Source organism: Streptomyces sp. NPDC029152, assembly GCF_055564355.1.
Genome location: NZ_JBVHWR010000003.1, coordinates 431,512 through 447,269, shown reverse-complemented (window position 1 = coordinate 447,269; position 15,758 = coordinate 431,512). Strand labels below are relative to the sequence as shown.

Genomic DNA, 15,758 nt, shown 5'->3' with positions numbered 1-15,758 from the left:
TCAGAGAATGCCCGCCCGGCCGGCGGCGGTGATCCAGGACGGGAACTCGGACAGCAGGCGGTCGTACAGCTCCTGGTCGGGGACGGTTCCGATGTCGTCGACGGCGAAGAAGCCGACGTTGTCCACACGGCGGCCGGGCAGGGTGTCGAACCGCTCGAGTACCCCGTAGTCGGACCGGCCGAGACCGACGAACTGCCAGAAGACCGGTTCTTCCACCGCCTCCCGCAGCTCCCGCTCGATCTCGTTGTTGCGGTAGACGCCGCCGTCGGAGAAGAACAGCACCAGGGTCGGCACCCGCGCCGGGTTGTCCCGGACGAAGGACCGGACCTCGGCGATCACCTTCTGCTCCTCGTTCTGGATGCCGACCGCCCTCATGTCGACCTGGTCGGCGTGCAGTCCCTTCTTCCTTCCCCGGCGGAAGAGCCCCACCTCCCCCACCCGCACGTGCAGCCGCAGCCACTCGGGCAGCTCGCCCAGCCGCAGGTCGGGCAGTCGCGCCGGATGGGAGGCGAAGGTCCAGGCCTGCATCTCGCCGTCGTCGTCGAGCTGCGCGGCGACGGCGGCCATGCGTTCCACCACGTCGGCCACCACGCCCTTGGAGTAGAGGAAGGACATGGACCCGGAGGCGTCGAGGACCAGGACGACGCGCGCGGTGACACCGGTGGCGCCGTGCTTGCGCAGGCTGACCGCGACCTGCTCCTTGCGCAGGGACAGTCGCTTGCGCATGTCGACGGGGAGGCGCTCCTCTCCCTTGGTGAGCCGGGGGCCGGACGCCGCCGACGACGGGACCGTCGGTGCGGGCGGTACGGGTTGTGCGGAAGGACTCGGCGGCGCCGGGGCGACCGGCTGCGCGGGCCGGGCGTGCGGCGCGGGAGGCGGGGCGGAGGGGACCGCGGCGGCCGGAGCGTCGTCGACCGTGATGCCGAAGTCGGTGGCCAGGCCGGCGAGTCCGGTGGCGTAGCCCTGCCCCACTGCCCGGAACTTCCACTTCCCCTGGCGCAGGTACAGTTCGCCACCGACCAGCGCGGTCTCGGTGCCGGCCGTCATGTCGAAGCGGGCCAGCTCGGCCCGGGTGGCCGCGTCCAGCAACCGCAGGGACAGTCCCGGCACCTGCCCGAACGTCCCGCCGTCGGACGAGGCGCACAGGACGATGCGCTCGACGGCGGCTTCCAGCGCGTGCAGGTCCACCTCGACGGTGTCGGTCGTGACACCGGGAGCGGACCCCGGGCCGTTCTCCTTCCCCAGGTGCCGCACCGCGCCGGACGCGTGCCGGGGCTGGTTGTAGAAGACGAAGTCGCCGTCGTCCCGTACGCGTCCGGCCGAGGTGAGCAGCAGCGCCGAGACGTCGACCCCGGGCACACCCGGCCCGGTGGACCAGCTGAGTGCGACACGCACCGCGGGGGAGTCGACGGCGAGATTGGCGCCCTTGCTCAGGGATGTGGCTGTCATGGGCCCAGCCTGCCGAGGCGGGGACCTCGGGGGGAGAGGGCGGACCCGGTGCTCCGTCCCTCCTCCCGTTCCCCCGGGCTTTCGCCGGACGTCAGGCGCTGCAGCTCGGCACCGGTCGCGTACAACGCGACCAGCAGCGGACGCAGGGACCGGCCCGCCTCCGTCAGGTCGTAGCGGGTCCGTGCGGGAAAGCCCCGCAGCCGTTCGGCTGTCACCAGTCCCCTCTCCCGCAGCGTCGTGAGGCGCTCGCTGAGCACCTTCGGCGACAGTCCGGGCAGCAGCGTCCGCAGCTCCGTGAAGCCGCGGGGCCCGCCCATCAGTTCGCGGAGCACCAGGGTGGTCCACCGGCCGGAGACCGCCGCGAGGGCGGCCTCCACGGGACAGTCGGCTTCGGGACGACGGGTGCGGCCCCGCGCATCGGGCACCAACTCCTCGTCCCAGTCGTGGCTTTCCGTTTGGTGACCTGTACCGGCGGACGGTTCGCTTGCCCCATGACGCATCCCCCCAGTGTGCCGCTGGCCACCAGCGCGGCCGAGCATCCGTACGTCTTCGCGCGAGCCTTCAACACCTTCGACCCGCAGGTGCTGGAACAGGTCTACGAGCCCGGTGCCGGCTTCGTTCCCGAGCCCGGCCGGCTGGTGACCGGGCCGGGCCGGACACGGGCCAACGACGAGTTCCTCCGGCTGCGCGTCCCGATCCGGGTCACGCCCCGGCACACCTACGTCGTCGGCGACCTGGCTCTGCTGATCGTCGACTTCGTCATCGACGGCGTCGCCGCCCACGGCGGCCGTGTGCGCATCGAGGGCACCGCGACGGACGTGGCCCGCCGAGGACCGGACGGATGCTGGCGCTACGCGATCGACAACCCGTTCGGAGTGGCGGCTCCGCCCGGGACGGCCCCGGCGTCCGGCTGACGCCGGGCGGTCCAGGCGGAGGGATCGCCCGGCGTCGAGCGGGGAGCGGGCCTCAGTCGGCCAGCGGCAGGTAGACCCGGTTTCCGCCGGCGGCGAACTCCTTGGACTTCTGCAGCATGCCCTCGGCGACCTCCTCGGGAGACGCCCCCTCGGCGACCGCACCGCCGAACCGCTCGTTGATGTCCTGGCTGATCTTCATCGAGCAGAACTTCGGTCCGCACATCGAGCAGAAGTGGGCCGTCTTGGCGGGCTCGGCCGGCAGCGTCTCGTCGTGGAACTCCCGTGCCGTGTCCGGGTCGAGAGCCAGGTTGAACTGGTCCTCCCACCGGAACTCGAACCGTGCGTCCGACAGCGCGTCGTCCCACTCCTGTGCGCCCGGATGCCCCTTGGCGAGGTCGGCGGCATGGGCGGCGATCTTGTAGGTGATGACACCCGTCTTGACGTCGTCGCGGTTGGGCAGGCCCAGGTGCTCCTTGGGCGTGACGTAACAGAGCATGGCCGTGCCCCACCAGGCGATCATCGCGGCGCCGATGCCGGAGGTGATGTGGTCGTAGGCGGGCGCGATGTCGGTGGTCAGCGGGCCGAGCGTATAGAACGGAGCCTCATCGCAGATCTCCTGCTGAAGGTCGATGTTCTCCTTGATCTTGTGCATCGGGACGTGTCCCGGGCCCTCGATCATGGTCTGTACGTGGTGACGCTTGGCGATCGTGTTGAGTTCCCCGAGCGTGCGCAGCTCCGCGAACTGCGCCTCGTCGTTGGCGTCCGCGATCGACCCGGGCCGCAGGCCGTCACCGAGGGAGTAGGTGACGTCGTAGGCGGCGAGGATCTCGCAGAGCTCCTCGAAGTTCTCGTACAGGAACGACTCCTTGTGGTGGGCCAGGCACCACGCGGCCATGATGGATCCGCCGCGCGAGACGATGCCCGTCTTGCGGTTGGCGGTGAGGGGCACGTACGCCAGGCGCACGCCCGCGTGGACGGTCATGTAGTCCACGCCCTGCTCGGCCTGCTCGATGACCGTGTCCTTGTAGATCTCCCAGGTCAGCTCCTCCGCCTTGCCGTCGACCTTCTCCAGGGCCTGGTAGAGCGGCACGGTGCCGATGGGGACGGGGGAGTTGCGGAGCACCCACTCGCGGGTGGTGTGGATGTTGCGGCCCGTGGACAGGTCCATGACCGTGTCGGCGCCCCACCGGGTCGCCCAGGTCATCTTCTCGACCTCCTCCTCGATGGAGGAGGTCACCGCCGAGTTGCCGATGTTGGCGTTCACCTTCACCAGGAACCGCTTGCCGATGATCATCGGCTCGATCTCCGGGTGATTGACGTTGGCGGGCAGCACGGCACGGCCGGCGGCGATCTCCTCGCGGACCACCTCCGGCGAGACGTTCTCCCGGATGGCGACGTACTCCATCTCGGGGGTGATCTCGCCCCGGCGCGCGTACGCGAGCTGCGTCACCGCCGTGCCGTTCCGGCCCCGGCGCGGCTGACGCGGACGTCCGGGGAAGACCGCGTCCAGATTGCGCAGACCACCGCGCGGTGAGGTGTGCTTGATCCCGTCGTCCTCGGGACGGACGGGACGGCCCGCGTACTCCTCCGTGTCGCCGCGGCCGATGATCCAGTTCTCCCGCAGTGGCGACAGCCCCCTGCGGACGTCGGTGTCGACGAGCGGATCGGTGTACGGGCCCGAGGTGTCGTAGAGCGTGACCGACTGCCCGTTGGTGAGATGCACCTGACGGACCGGCACCCGCAGGTCGGGGCGCGAGCCCTCGACGTACGCCTTGTGCCAGCCGATGGACTTCCCGGCCTCCGCGGTCTCCGCCTCGACGGAGGTGTGGGTGGAGGCAGGCGTGCGTGCGTCCTTGATGGTCATGAGACCTACTCCCTACGCCGGCATTACCCGGTAACAGGTTCAGCGGTCGACGCAGCGGATTCCGTCGAACGACGCCCCGTGGGCAACATCACTCGACTTCGGTGATGTTTCCCGTGAAACATCGCTGGGACGGAGGTCAGCGCCCTCTCAGCCCGGTGCTCCGAGCTCCCGCGTGTACAAAGGTGCCCCCACGCTAGCGTCAATTCGGGCGCGGTGACCAGGGGGCCCCTCTCGTTCTTGCGATGATCGGGCGGTGACCACGACCCAGCACCCTCCCTACCCACCGCACGAACCTCGCCGCGGTCCGGGCGTCCCGGCCGGCGACGGGCCTGCGGAAGGCCACGTCCCCGGCGGCTCGTACGGTGCGGGTGGGAGACCCGAAGCGGGTCACGGGCACGGCGCTCCTGCCGACGGCCATCACTTCGGTCACGGGCCCGGTGACGAGGCAGGACACGGTGGCGGTGGCGAGCACACCGGCAGCGGCGGGCACGGGGGCGGCGGTGGGCACGGGCATTCGCACGGCCACGGGCCGGCGGCACCGGTGTCGCGGCATCTTCGGAAGGTCATCGCGGCGGTCCTCATCCCGTTCGCCGCGGCGGTGGTGGTCGGGCTCGCCGTGCTCTGGCCGGGCGGCGCGCCGCCGCACGAGCGCACCGGGGTCGGCTTCGACCGGCAGACCCAGCAGGCCACGGTCACCGAGGTGGAGAGGCTGAGCTGCAAGTCCGTCAACGCCTCCGGCGTCCCGCCCACCGGTGACACCTCCACCGCCGAGGGCTCCTCCGCGGTGCAGCAGGACACCGGCGACTGCAAGCGGGCGACGATCCGCGTCGACACCGGCAAGGACAAGGGCCGCACCTTCGACGAGATCGTGCAGCCGGACCAGACACGCCAGTTGCACGAGGGCCAGAAGGTGGTGGTCGCCTACGAGCCCTCCGCGCCGAAGGACCTGCAGTACTCGGTGACCGACATCGACCGCGGTTTCCCGATGGCCCTGCTCGCCGGCATCTTCGCGCTGGCCGTCGTGGTCGTCGGCCGGCTGCGCGGTCTCATGGCCCTGGTCTCGCTGGCCATCAGCTTCCTGCTGCTGAACTTCTTCATCCTGCCCGCCATCCTTCAGGGCTCGAATCCCCTGCTCGTCGCGGTGATCGGCTCCAGCGCCATCATGCTGATCGCGCTGTACCTGTGCCACGGGCTGTCGGCGCGGACCTCCGTCGCGGTGCTCGGCACCCTGGTCTCGCTGCTGTTGATCGGTGTCCTGGGATCGCTGTTCATCGGCTGGGCCGCGCTCACCGGCAACACCGACGACAACACCGGCCTGATCCACGGGCTGTACCCGTCGATCGACATGAGCGGCCTGCTGCTCGCCGGGGTCATCATCGGTTCGCTCGGTGTCCTCGACGACGTGACGGTCACCCAGACCTCCGCGGTGTGGGAGTTGCACGAGGCCAACCCGGCGATGGGCTGGCGCGGCCTGTACCGCGCGGGCATCCGCATCGGACGCGACCACATCGCCTCCGTCGTCAACACGCTCGTCCTCGCGTACGCGGGCGCCGCGCTGCCGCTGCTGCTGTTGTTCTCGATCGCGCAGAGCAGCGTGGGGACGGTCGCCAACAGCGAGTTGGTCGCGGAGGAGATCGTGCGCACGCTGGTGGGCTCGATCGGCCTGGTGGCGTCCGTGCCGGTCACCACCGCCCTCGCGGCCCTGGTCGTCTCGGCCGACCGTCCGGCAGTGCGCACGGCCGCGCAGGGAGCCGCGGCGGCGGGTTCCGGACCGGCGCCGGCACGTGGCGGACGGGGCCGCCGCCGCAAGCGCTGAATCACCGGCGAACGGAACACTCCCGGGACCTCGCTCCTCTGAAGAAGCGTTCCTGCAAAGTGGGCAACCCGGCGACGGCGACACGCCACCGCCCTTGGCCGTAACGGCGGTTCAGCCCGCGCTCTGCTCCTCCGCCAGGATGCGGTCCAGTGCCTCGTCGAGGTGTGCGTCGAAGTCCGCGAGGGCGCCCTCCTGCCCCAGCGGCACCAGCTTGTCGGTCCGGTCGAGGAACGCCACGAGCGGCGCCGCCGAGGAACGGAACAGCGCCTGGTCGCTGCCGACCTGAAGCCGGATCAGCACCTCGGCCAGCGGCCCGGGATCGACGGGCGCGATGCGCACGTCACCGTCACCGCACGGCGTGCCCACCCCGTCGACCAGCAACTCCCGGCCGAAGGCCCAGGTCACCGGGGCATCGCCAGGCAGGTGGAAGGTCAGCCGCACCGCATAGGGATCACACGTCTGGTAACGCAGTTCCACCGGGATGCGGAAAGAGAGCTCCTCGGACACGAGAAAGCTCATCATGACCTCTGCCTGTACGGACTCACCCATCGCCTACCCCGTCATTCGCCGTCGACTGGCCGGGAATCAAACCTCTTACACTGGTGGCATCTTGCTCAACGTACACACCAGATCACAAGGAGTGAGTTTTCAGATACTGATAGAGATCGCGAGTGACCCTAGAAGCCGCCCCATTTCGTGCTGCAGTCGCTGCGCGGCGGGCAGCAGCCGGTCGGCCTGGTGGGCGGGCAGGGAGAGGGCCGCCGTCGCGACCGTGGTGCCGACGGTGATCGGGATCGCCGCACAGACCGTTCCCAGGGCGTACTCCTGGCGCTCGGTCACCGGAGCCGTCCGCCGTGTGCGTTCCAACCGCCTCGTCAGGCTGTTCTCGTCACGCACCGTGTACGGCGTCACGGGGCTCACCGGATACCGGTCGAGGTGATCACGGCGGGCGTCCGCGTCCAGCTGCGACAGCAGGCACTGTCCGACGGCGTGCGCGTGCCCGGTCTCGCGGAAGTCCGCCCATTCCTCCACCGCGGGGTTGCCCGGGGTGTCGGAGACGCACATGATCTCGATCTCGCCGTCGCGGTACATGGCGTAGTAGACGGGAGCGCCGATCGCATCGCGCCAGCGCGCCAGCACGTCGACGACCGTGCTGCGACGTTTCTGCTCGGCCCCGCTGCTGCTCAGCCGCTCGGCCGCCTCCCCGAGGAAGAACAGGCCCTTGTCGCGGCGCAGGTATCCCTCGTGCACGAGGGTGCGCAGCAGGTGGTACGCCGTGGGCAGCGCCAGCCGCGCCTCACGGGCCAGCTGCTTGGCGGGTGCTCCGTACCGGTGCTGCGCGACACACTCCAGAAGGCGCATCGCACGCTGCACCGAGCCGATGAGGGTCACCGCGGGCGGGCCCGCGGGCGGCGGCCCGGCGGGGGTGGGGGGCGTCCGGGACGCCGGACGGGGCTGCACGGGCAGTGCGTGCGGCGGTACGAATGCGGTGTCGGCCGTGGCCAAGGATCACTCCCGGAACGCGAGGGGGCAGCCCGTGCGGGAAACACGGGTGGGGCGTACGCCGCCCGCGGGGTCGCCCCCGCGTGGAGTTCCGGACTCTAACCGTCGGTCACCGCGTACCGACGGCCCGTCCGGAAAACTTCCCTCGCGCGAGGGAACCGGTGGTTCCTGTTACCGCCACCGGTGTCCCGCGGCTCTCACCAGTCGCTGCGTGACGAGGAGCTCGACATGAACTTCCGGACGACGTAGATCAGCCCGCCGACGAGGGCCACGAAGACCAGCAGCTTGAACAGCAGTCCGATCACGAAGCCGACCACACTGGCGATCAGCCCGCCGAACACGACCAGGGCGATGACCGGCACCGCGATCCACTTCACCCACCACGGCAGTCCCGTGAAGATCTCTCGCATCGCCCTCGTCCTTACCTCTCCGCCCGTCCGAGTGCCGGGTCCTCGGGTGGCCCGGAACCCCGCTGGGAATCTCCTGATGTCCTGCACTCGATGCTAGGGCCGCGAGGGCCCCGGCAGGGCCCTCGTACCCCTTGTCTCCCCCTGACCGGTCCCCTAGGGAACCCGGGGGACGCTGCTCAGCTCTCGGGCGGAGAGAACACCACGAGCACCCTCAGGTCCTCGCTGATGTGGTGGAACTTGTGGGCGACTCCGGCCGGCACGTAGACCACGCTGCCGCGGGCGACCTGGGTGGTCTCCAGGCCCACGGTGATCGAGGCGCGGCCACTGACCACGAAGTACACCTCGTCCTGCTCGTGCGGTTTCTGCGGATCGGCCGTGCCCGCGTCGAGCGCGTACAGTCCGACCGACATGTTCCGCTCGCGCAGGAACTGCAGGTAGGCACCGTCGTTGGCGGCGCGCTCCGCCTCCAGTTCGTCCAGCCGGAATGCCTTCATCGCCTCGTCCGCCTCTGCCTCGCCGTTCGTTTCCGATCACGTCTGCCACGATCAGACACATGAAGAATTTCCTAGTCAAGACGGTCGCCAACGCGGGCGCCCTGGCGGTCGCCGTGTGGCTGCTCGACAAGATCACCCTGACCGGTGGCAGCACCGGCGAGAAGGCCGCCACGCTGATCGTGGTCGCCCTGGTGTTCGGGCTGGTGAACATGCTGGTGAAGCCGATCGTGCAGGTGCTGACCTTTCCGCTGTTCATCCTCACGCTCGGCCTGTTCACGCTGGTGGTCAACGCGCTCATGCTGTTGCTCACGTCGTGGCTGGCCGACAAGCTCGACCTGAGCTTCCACGTCGAAGGCTTCTGGACCGCGGTCCTGGGCGGCCTGATCGTCTCGGTCGTGTCCTGGGCCCTCAACGCCTTCCTGCCCGACAAGGACTGAGCCCCATGACCTACCGCGTCTGTTTCGTGTGCACGGGGAACATCTGCCGCTCCCCGATGGCCGAGTCCGTCTTCCACGCGCGCGTGGCGGAGGCCGGCCTCGAGGGCCTCGTCGAGGCCGACAGCGCCGGCACCGACGGATGGCACGAGGGCGAGGGCGCCGACCCGCGCACCCTCGCCGTCCTGGAGGAGAACGGATACGTCCTCGACCACACGGCCCGCCGATTCCAGCCGTCCTGGTTCGCGCGCCTCGACCTCGTCGTCGCCCTCGACGCGGGCCACCTCAGGACACTGCGGCGGCTCGCGCCCACGGAGCAGGACGCGGCCAAGGTACGGCTGCTGCGGTCGTACGATCCCGCCGCCGACAGCGGGGACCTCGACGTACCGGACCCCTACTACGGGGGCGTGGACGGCTTCGAGGAATGCCTTGAGATGGTGGAGGCGGCGAGCGACGGACTGCTCGCCGCGGTACGCGAACACATGGAGGGACGGGCGGCATGAACGATTCCGCTGACAATGGGGGAGCGCCGGGCACGGACGGCTCCGCCGGTGACGGCACGCGCGCGGTGCGGGCCGGACTGCCCGAACCGGTCAAGCACGAGCCGACCCTGCCCGGCCCCGTGTTCGCCGCGCACTTCCACCTGCCGGGCGACCCCACCGGCCCGTACACCTACGGCCGCGACGAGAACCCCACCTGGACCCACCTCGAGCGTGCCATCGGCGAGCTGGAGGCTCCCGGGCGGGACGACGCCGAGACACTCGTGTTCGCCTCGGGCATGGCCGCGATCTCCTCGGTGCTCTTCTCCCAGCTGCGCGCCGGGGACGTGGCCGTGCTGCCCGACGACGGCTACCAGGCGCTGCCGCTGGTCCGGGCCCAGTTGGAGACGTACGGCATCGAGGTGCGCACCGCGCCGACCGGCGGGGACGCCCAGCTCGGCCACCTGGACGGGGCGAAGCTGCTGTGGATCGAGACGCCCTCGAACCCCGGCCTCGACGTGTGCGACGTCAGGCGGCTCGTCGAGGCGGCACACGCGCGCGGTGCCCTGGTCGCCGTCGACAACACACTCGCCACACCGCTCGGGCAGCGCCCGTTGGAGCTCGGCGCCGACTTCTCCGTGGCCAGTGGGACCAAGCAGCTGACCGGCCACGGCGACATCCTGCTGGGATACGTCACCGGTCGCGACGCCGAGGCCATGACCGCCGTACGACGCTGGCGCAAGATCGTCGGCGCCGTCCCCGGGCCCATGGAGGCCTGGCTCGCGCACCGTTCGATCGCCACCCTCCAGCTGCGCGTCGACCGGCAGAACGCCACCGCGCTGAAGGTGGCCGAAGCCCTTCGGGAGCGACCCGAGGTGACGGGACTGCGGTACCCGGGCCTGCGCGACGACCCCTCGCACCAGGTCGCCTCTCGGCAGATGCGGCGCTACGGGAGCGTCGTCTCCTTCACGCTGCCCTCGCGCACGCGTGCCGACCGTTTCCTCGAGGCCCTGCGACTCGTGGACGACGCGACGAGCTTCGGCGGGGTGCGGTCCACGGCCGAGCGGCGCGGGCGCTGGGGCGGCGACGCGGTCCCGGAGGGCTTCATCCGCCTCTCGGTCGGTGCGGAGGACCCCGAGGACCTGGTGGCGGACCTGCTGCGCGCGCTGGAGCGGTCGGCGGACTGAGCTCCTCCGCGCGGTCGGCGACCGGTGTCCGGCCGGACACGGCGAACGGTCCGAGCCTCCCCCCTCGTGGCTCGGACCGTCCTTTCGGTTCCGCGCGCGAAGAACCGCGCGACCAAGGCTAGTTGACTCTGTGTCAGTGTCCAATCACGGTAGCGACAGCGACCTATCGACATATTTATAGTTGAGCGCGGCCTCGGGTCGGGAACGGCACCGGGAACGGCGGATAAGGGGGGGTCTTCCGTGGATCTGGCCTTGCTGCGCACGTTCGTGACCGTGCACCGGGCCGGTTCCTTCACCCGCGCCGCCGCCCTGCTCGGCCTCTCCCAGCCTGCCGTCACCTCACAGATCCGCACCCTGGAGAGGCAGCTCGGCCGGCCCCTGTTCCTGCGGCAGGCCCGTGGCGTGACCCCGACGACCATCGGCGACGAACTCGCCCACAAGGCCGCACCGCACCTCGACGCCCTCGTGGAGATCGCCGAGGCCGGGGCCGACGACGACTCCCCGGTACGGACCCTGCATCTCGCCGGGCCACCCGAGTTCACCGCAGAGCGGGCGCTGCCCGCGCTCACCGAGCTCACCGGCAAGGACGGGCAGGGCTTCGCGCTGCGCGCCACCTTCGGGAACGCCGAGGAGGCACTGGAGGGGCTGGCCGCCGGACATCATGATCTGGCCATCGGCACCGCCCGGCCGCGCGGCGCCCTGCTCACGGCGGCTCCGCTCTGCGACGAGGAGCACGTCCTGGTCGCCGCTCCCCGGTGGGCCGCGCAGACCGGCGCCGGGGACCCCCGCAGCACTTCGGCCGCGGACCTGGCGCATGTGCCCGTGGTCGAGGTGCACGAGTCGCTGCCCTTCGTCACCCGGTACTGGGCATCCGTCTTCGACACCTGCCCCGCCGCCCCGGGGGCCGTCGTCGTCCCCGACCTGCGCGCGGTGCTCACCTGCGTGATCGCGGGCGCCGGGCTCGCCGTGCTGCCCCGCTACCTGTGCGCCGACGCTCTGGCACGCGGGGACGTCGTCGCCCTGCACGACCCCGCGGTGCCGCCGCTGCGGACGTACTTCCTGGTGGTGCGCACCGGCACACTGGCGATGCCGCACATCGCCCGGGCCCACGAGTGGCTGCTGCGTGCGGCGGGGGACTGGAGCTGAGGCGGGCGCGAGGCGATGTTTCACGTGGAACCAGCCGGGCCACATTTCTCCCATGACCGTCCGACCCGTGGTCAAGCGCACCGCCCGCGCCGTCCTCCTGGACGGCGACGATCTGGTCCTGATCAAGCGCACCAAGCCCGGCGTCGATCCCTACTGGGTCACTCCCGGAGGCGGGGTCGAACCGGAGGACACGACTGTCGTCGACGCCCTGCACCGCGAGGTGCACGAGGAACTGGGCGCCAAGATCACCGATGTGGTTCCCTGCTTCGTGGACACCGTGGAGCACATCGGCGAGGACGGTGGCGCGACCGGTGTGAAGGTGCAGCACTTCTTCGTCTGCCGTCTGGAGTCCATGGACCCGGCGCTGCGGCACGGTCCCGAGATCGACGAGCCCGCCGGCGAGTACGAGATCGTCCGGGTGCCGTTCACCCGGGTGGGAATCGCCTCCGTCCACCTCGTGCCGCTGTCGCTGCGGCATTACCTGGACGGCAACATCGAGGGCGTGCGCGCGATGCACGCCCCCGACCTCGGCTGACACCGACGGCACCGGATCACCGGGACGGGACGGCCACCAGCCGCCGGATCACCGTACGCACTGCCACGACGTGGCCAAAAGATCACACGTCCCGTCGCAAAGAGGTGGACGCGGACGGCTCCTGTCGGCCAGCCTGACCTGCGTGGTGACTCCTTCCCTCTCCTCTTTGCCGATCCGCCGTCTGACGCTCCGCGACCTCGCCGCCTGCGCCGACTTGTCCGAGGACCGGGGGTGGCCGCGTGAGGAACACAAGTGGGGCTTCCTCCTCACCGCCGGGAAGGGCTACGGCATCGACGACCCCGGGGGCGGCCTCGTCAGTGCCTGCACCGTCACCGCGTACGGGCCCGTCGAGCGGCCGTCCCTGGCGGCCATCGGCATGGTGCTGGTCGCCGGACGACACGCCCGCCAGGGCGTCGGACGCAGGCTGATGCGCCACATCGTCTCGGCGCAGGGCACCACCACCCCCCTGACGCTGCACGCGACCCCGAACGGCCGGCCGCTCTACGAGGAACTCGGGTTCACGTGCACGGGCCGGGTGGAGTCGGTGCGCGGGCGGTTCACCCCGGGCGGGCCCGAGCCGCGGATCGCCACACGGGCGGCCACCGCGGAGGACCTGCCCGCCATCCTCCGGCTCGACGAAGAGGTCTTCGGCGCCGACCGCACCCACGTCATCACGCGCCTGCCCGCCTTCGCCGACCAGCTGCGCGTGGCCGAGGAGGCGGGCCGGCTCATCGGATACGCCGCCGCCTGGCCCAACATGGACACCCACGTCGTGGGCCCGCTGATCGCCCGTGACACCGAGACGGCCAAGGCGCTCGTCGCCTCTCTCGCCGCCCGGACCGAGCGGCCGCTGCGCACCGACATCGACGTACGGCACGAGGAGCTGCTGGCGTGGGTGAAGGAGCGCGGCCTCGCCCCGTTCTCCATGAACGCGGTCATGACGTACGGGATCACGGAGCTGCCAGGGGACCGGACCCGGCGGTTCGCTCCCCTGACCGTGGCGGCGGGCTGACGTCTGCGCCGGGCCGCGGCGTGGGCCGTCAGGCGAGGGCGTCCACTGCGGCCGTGGCGAAGGCGTGGTCCTGCTCCGGTGCTCCGCCGCCGACCCCGATCGCTCCGATCAGCCGGCCGTCCCGGCGCACCGGCACGCCGCCCGCGATGAACAGCAGCGGCCGGTCGAGCGCGGTGGGCAGGGTGTGGAAGAGGCCTCCGGGCTGTACGGCGTCGACGAGTTCGGCGGTGGGGGCGTCCAGCTGGAGCGCCGTGTAGGCCTTGCGGGTGCTGGTCTCACCGGAGATCAGCACGGCGCGGTCGTCCCGCCGGAAGGCGAGCAGATGACCGCCGGCGTCGAGGACGGTGACGCTGACGGTGACCCCGGCGGCCTCTGCGGCGCGGTGGGCCGCTGCGACGAGGCTTTCGGCGTCCCGGATGGACAGCGGGACGACGGCGGTGCTGGTGGTGGTGGTGCTCATGGGGTTCTCCTGATCGTTGCTGGTGCACCGGCGGTGCACCAGTGGTGCTGAAACTCGGTCGGAACGAGGTGGGGCGGGCCCTTCGGCCACGGGGACGGCCCTGTCCCCGCGCCCGGGCGGCTCAGTGGGTGACGGCGGTCCGCTGCTCGGTGGGCACGGAGCCCGCGACGACCGCGCCGGACGTGCCGTCGCGCCGTTCGAGCACGGCCGAGACGAAGGCGAGGACCAGGGCCGCGGCGGCGAGGCCGGCGCCGACCCAGTTGGGCGCGGTGTAGCCGAAGCCCGCGGCGATGACGACACCGCCGAGCCAGGCGGACAGCGCGTTGCCGAGATTGAAGGCGCCGATGTTCACGGCCGAGGCCAGCGTCGGGGCACCGTGCGCATGGTCGAGGACGCGCTTCTGCAGCGGGGGAACGGTGGCGAAGCCCAGAGCGCCGATCAGGACGATCGTCGCCGCCGCCGTGATCTTGTTGTGCGCGGTGAGCGTGAAGAGGGCGAGAACGACGGCCAGGGAACCCAGCGAGACGTACAGCATGGGCATCAGGGCGCGGTCGGCGAACCGGCCGCCGACGAGGTTGCCACCGACCATGCCCAGTCCGAAGAGGACCAGCAGCCAGGTGACCGAGCCGTCGGCGAAGCCCGCGACGTGCGTCATCATCGGCGCGATGTAGGTGATGGCCGCGAAGACGCCGCCGAAACCGAGGACGGTCATCGCCATCGCGAGGAGGACCTGGGCGTTCTTGAAGGCGGCGAGCTCGTGCCGCAGCCGCACGCCCTCCGGCTTGGGCATGTCGGGTACCAGCTTGGCGACGCCGGCCAGGCCGACGACACCGAGCGCGGCGACGAGGGCGAAGGTGACGCGCCAGCCGACCGACTGCCCGACCAGCGTGCCCAGGGGGACTCCCACGACATTGGCGACGGTCAGTCCGGTGAACATCATCGCGATCGCCCCGGCCCTCTTGTGCGGAGCGACCAGGTCGGCCGCGACGACCGAGCCGATGCCGAAGAAGGCGCCGTGGGCGAGGGAGGCGACCACGCGCCCGATCAGCATGACGGAGAACGCGGGGGCCAGGGCGGAGAGCAGGTTGCCGATGATGAACAGGCCCATCAGCAGCATCAGCATCCGCTTGCGCGGAACCTTGGTGCCGAGCACGGTCATCAGCGGGGCGCCGAACATCACGCCGAGCGCGTAGCCGGTCACCAGGAAGCCGGCGGTGGGGATGGAGACTCCGTAGTCGCTCGCGACCTCGGGCAGCAATCCCATGATCACGAATTCGGTCGTTCCGATCCCGAAGGCCCCGATCGCCAGGGCCAGAAGCGCGAGAGGCATGGGGGTACACCTTCCCAGGAGATTGCAGGAGCGCTTTGCGTGCGTTCACAATAGTTGCATGCGCGGGCTAAGTGCAAACGCCTTAAATTGCGGCTCTGGTCTACCCTTGTCTCAGCCGCTCCGGGACGGAGGAACCACATGACAGCGACGGACCCCGCGCTCACCGCCCTCTCCCAGGCCTGGTGCGCCCTCTCCCTGCTGCACGGGAGGATCGAGGCTCACATCGAGCGCGCCCTGCAGGCCGGGCACGACCTGAGCGTGCGCGAGTACTCCCTGCTGGACGTGCTCAGCCGGCAGCACGACGGTGACGGAGGCCATCTGCAGATGAAGCAGGTCGCCGACGCCGTCGTCCTCAGCCAGAGCGCCACCACCCGCCTGGTCACCCGACTCGAGGACCGCGGGCTGCTCGAGCGCTATCTGTGCCCCACCGACCGTCGCGGCATCTACACCAACGTCACCGCCGAGGGCCTGAAGCTGCTGGACGCGGCGCGGCCCACCAACGACGCCGCCCTGCGCGAGGCCCTCGACGAGGCGTCCAAGAACCCCGACCTGGCTCCGCTGGTCCGGGCGGTGGAGACGCTCAAGGCGTCGGTGCCCGCATGACAGAAGCGGGGGGGGGGGGGGGGGGGGGGGTTTTTTTTTCACGGGGGGGGGGTCTGGGGAATATTGGAAGCAGGACCACCTACCAGAAAGACACCCCCCCTGTGCTCCCGATGCTCACCACA

The 15,758-nt window shown here is 70.8% G+C and carries 18 protein-coding genes; 9 read left to right on the top strand and 9 right to left on the bottom strand.

Going from position 1 to position 15,758, the window contains the following annotated elements; genetic code table 11:
- Together ACZ4V6_RS08715 and ACZ4V6_RS08710 are read right to left on the bottom strand one after the other, a co-directional pair.
- Nucleotides 1–1,449 (bottom strand): VWA domain-containing protein, encoded by a 1,449-nt coding sequence (locus tag ACZ4V6_RS08715; protein WP_467824039.1) that lies wholly within the window; start codon nt 1,447–1,449, stop codon nt 1–3.
- Nucleotides 1,446–1,874 (bottom strand): winged helix-turn-helix transcriptional regulator, encoded by a 429-nt coding sequence (locus ACZ4V6_RS08710; protein ID WP_467824036.1) that lies wholly within the window; start codon nt 1,872–1,874, stop codon nt 1,446–1,448. Before ACZ4V6_RS08710 ends, ACZ4V6_RS08715 begins: the two co-directional genes overlap by 4 nt.
- Nucleotides 1,875–1,940: 66 nt before the next feature.
- Between ACZ4V6_RS08710 and ACZ4V6_RS08705 the strand changes: the two genes are divergently transcribed.
- On the top strand, nt 1,941–2,363 hold the full coding sequence (locus ACZ4V6_RS08705) for a YybH family protein (RefSeq protein WP_467824033.1): 423 nt from the start codon (nt 1,941–1,943) through the stop codon (nt 2,361–2,363).
- 52 nt (nt 2,364–2,415) lie between these two features.
- Here the strand turns inward: ACZ4V6_RS08705 and thiC are convergent, their stop codons facing one another.
- A complete protein-coding gene (thiC, locus tag ACZ4V6_RS08700; protein ID WP_467824030.1) occupies nt 2,416–4,227 on the bottom strand; it encodes a phosphomethylpyrimidine synthase ThiC in 1,812 nt (603 codons plus the stop codon).
- A gap of 253 nt (nt 4,228–4,480) precedes the next feature.
- Between thiC and ACZ4V6_RS08695 the strand changes: the two genes are divergently transcribed.
- Nucleotides 4,481–6,043: a YibE/F family protein gene (locus ACZ4V6_RS08695; RefSeq protein WP_467824028.1), complete on the top strand. Its 1,563-nt coding sequence runs from the start codon at nt 4,481–4,483 to the stop codon at nt 6,041–6,043.
- A 111-nt stretch (nt 6,044–6,154) separates the two neighbouring features.
- Here ACZ4V6_RS08695 and ACZ4V6_RS08690 read toward each other — a convergent pair whose 3' ends face one another.
- The 4 genes from ACZ4V6_RS08690 to ACZ4V6_RS08675 all read right to left on the bottom strand — a co-directional run bounded on the left by ACZ4V6_RS08690 (nt 6,155) and on the right by ACZ4V6_RS08675 (nt 8,450).
- A complete protein-coding gene (locus tag ACZ4V6_RS08690) occupies nt 6,155–6,592 on the bottom strand; it encodes an SsgA family sporulation/cell division regulator (RefSeq protein WP_189230211.1) in 438 nt (145 codons plus the stop codon).
- Nucleotides 6,593–6,691: 99 nt separating this feature from the next.
- Nucleotides 6,692–7,417, bottom strand: coding sequence for an IclR family transcriptional regulator (locus ACZ4V6_RS08685; RefSeq protein WP_467824350.1), 726 nt, complete (start codon nt 7,415–7,417; stop codon nt 6,692–6,694).
- Nucleotides 7,418–7,743: 326 nt separating this feature from the next.
- The gene (locus ACZ4V6_RS08680) at nt 7,744–7,956 is read right to left on the bottom strand and encodes a DUF5326 family protein (protein WP_007388908.1); all 213 of its coding nucleotides are present in this window, start codon (nt 7,954–7,956) and stop codon (nt 7,744–7,746) included.
- A gap of 176 nt (nt 7,957–8,132) precedes the next feature.
- Nucleotides 8,133–8,450 (bottom strand): cupin domain-containing protein, encoded by a 318-nt coding sequence (locus ACZ4V6_RS08675; RefSeq protein ID WP_077798142.1) that lies wholly within the window; start codon nt 8,448–8,450, stop codon nt 8,133–8,135.
- A gap of 59 nt (nt 8,451–8,509) precedes the next feature.
- On the opposite strand from ACZ4V6_RS08675, the gene ACZ4V6_RS08670 reads away from it, so the two are divergent.
- The 6 genes from ACZ4V6_RS08670 (at nt 8,510) to ACZ4V6_RS08645 (ending at nt 13,243) form a co-directional block, all read left to right on the top strand.
- Nucleotides 8,510–8,887 (top strand): phage holin family protein, encoded by a 378-nt coding sequence (locus tag ACZ4V6_RS08670; RefSeq protein WP_077798143.1) that lies wholly within the window; start codon nt 8,510–8,512, stop codon nt 8,885–8,887.
- A 5-nt stretch (nt 8,888–8,892) separates the two neighbouring features.
- Nucleotides 8,893–9,387 (top strand): low molecular weight protein-tyrosine-phosphatase, encoded by a 495-nt coding sequence (locus tag ACZ4V6_RS08665; RefSeq protein ID WP_467824023.1) that lies wholly within the window; start codon nt 8,893–8,895, stop codon nt 9,385–9,387.
- A complete protein-coding gene (locus ACZ4V6_RS08660) occupies nt 9,384–10,550 on the top strand; it encodes a cystathionine gamma-lyase (protein WP_467824021.1) in 1,167 nt (388 codons plus the stop codon). The genes ACZ4V6_RS08665 and ACZ4V6_RS08660 overlap by 4 nt, the downstream gene beginning before the upstream one ends.
- 240 nt (nt 10,551–10,790) lie before the next feature.
- The gene (locus ACZ4V6_RS08655) at nt 10,791–11,696 is read left to right on the top strand and encodes a LysR family transcriptional regulator (RefSeq protein ID WP_467824019.1); all 906 of its coding nucleotides are present in this window, start codon (nt 10,791–10,793) and stop codon (nt 11,694–11,696) included.
- 52 nt (nt 11,697–11,748) lie between these two features.
- Entirely contained in the window at nt 11,749–12,231 is a 483-nt protein-coding gene (locus ACZ4V6_RS08650; protein WP_467824016.1) for an NUDIX domain-containing protein, read from the top strand.
- Between the two features lie 142 nt (nt 12,232–12,373).
- The gene (locus ACZ4V6_RS08645) at nt 12,374–13,243 is read left to right on the top strand and encodes a GNAT family N-acetyltransferase (RefSeq protein WP_467824013.1); all 870 of its coding nucleotides are present in this window, start codon (nt 12,374–12,376) and stop codon (nt 13,241–13,243) included.
- 28 nt (nt 13,244–13,271) lie between these two features.
- Here ACZ4V6_RS08645 and ACZ4V6_RS08640 read toward each other — a convergent pair whose 3' ends face one another.
- Nucleotides 13,272–13,703, bottom strand: a complete 432-nt coding sequence (locus tag ACZ4V6_RS08640) for a GlcG/HbpS family heme-binding protein (RefSeq protein ID WP_467824010.1) — start codon at nt 13,701–13,703, stop codon at nt 13,272–13,274.
- A gap of 121 nt (nt 13,704–13,824) precedes the next feature.
- Entirely contained in the window at nt 13,825–15,033 is a 1,209-nt protein-coding gene (locus tag ACZ4V6_RS08635; RefSeq protein WP_467824008.1) for an MFS transporter, read from the bottom strand.
- Between the two features lie 138 nt (nt 15,034–15,171).
- Here ACZ4V6_RS08635 and ACZ4V6_RS08630 point away from each other — a divergent pair, with 138 nt between their 5' ends.
- Nucleotides 15,172–15,636 (top strand): MarR family winged helix-turn-helix transcriptional regulator, encoded by a 465-nt coding sequence (locus ACZ4V6_RS08630; RefSeq protein ID WP_467824006.1) that lies wholly within the window; start codon nt 15,172–15,174, stop codon nt 15,634–15,636.
- Nucleotides 15,637–15,758: the final 122 nt, after the last annotated feature.

Coding starts and splice junctions, on each gene's coding strand:
- ACZ4V6_RS08715 (WP_467824039.1), bottom strand. CDS start 1,449: ATGACAGCCACATCCCTGAGCAAGGGCGCCAATCTCGCCGTCGACTCC.
- ACZ4V6_RS08650 (WP_467824016.1), top strand. CDS start 11,749: ATGACCGTCCGACCCGTGGTCAAGCGCACCGCCCGCGCCGTCCTCCTG.
- thiC (WP_467824030.1), bottom strand. CDS start 4,227: ATGACCATCAAGGACGCACGCACGCCTGCCTCCACCCACACCTCCGTC.
- ACZ4V6_RS08675 (WP_077798142.1), bottom strand. CDS start 8,450: ATGAAGGCATTCCGGCTGGACGAACTGGAGGCGGAGCGCGCCGCCAAC.
- ACZ4V6_RS08665 (WP_467824023.1), top strand. CDS start 8,893: ATGACCTACCGCGTCTGTTTCGTGTGCACGGGGAACATCTGCCGCTCC.
- ACZ4V6_RS08660 (WP_467824021.1), top strand. CDS start 9,384: ATGAACGATTCCGCTGACAATGGGGGAGCGCCGGGCACGGACGGCTCC.
- ACZ4V6_RS08705 (WP_467824033.1), top strand. CDS start 1,941: ATGACGCATCCCCCCAGTGTGCCGCTGGCCACCAGCGCGGCCGAGCAT.
- ACZ4V6_RS08640 (WP_467824010.1), bottom strand. CDS start 13,703: ATGAGCACCACCACCACCAGCACCGCCGTCGTCCCGCTGTCCATCCGG.
- ACZ4V6_RS08630 (WP_467824006.1), top strand. CDS start 15,172: ATGACAGCGACGGACCCCGCGCTCACCGCCCTCTCCCAGGCCTGGTGC.
- ACZ4V6_RS08690 (WP_189230211.1), bottom strand. CDS start 6,592: ATGGGTGAGTCCGTACAGGCAGAGGTCATGATGAGCTTTCTCGTGTCC.
- ACZ4V6_RS08680 (WP_007388908.1), bottom strand. CDS start 7,956: ATGCGAGAGATCTTCACGGGACTGCCGTGGTGGGTGAAGTGGATCGCG.
- ACZ4V6_RS08635 (WP_467824008.1), bottom strand. CDS start 15,033: ATGCCTCTCGCGCTTCTGGCCCTGGCGATCGGGGCCTTCGGGATCGGA.
- ACZ4V6_RS08670 (WP_077798143.1), top strand. CDS start 8,510: ATGAAGAATTTCCTAGTCAAGACGGTCGCCAACGCGGGCGCCCTGGCG.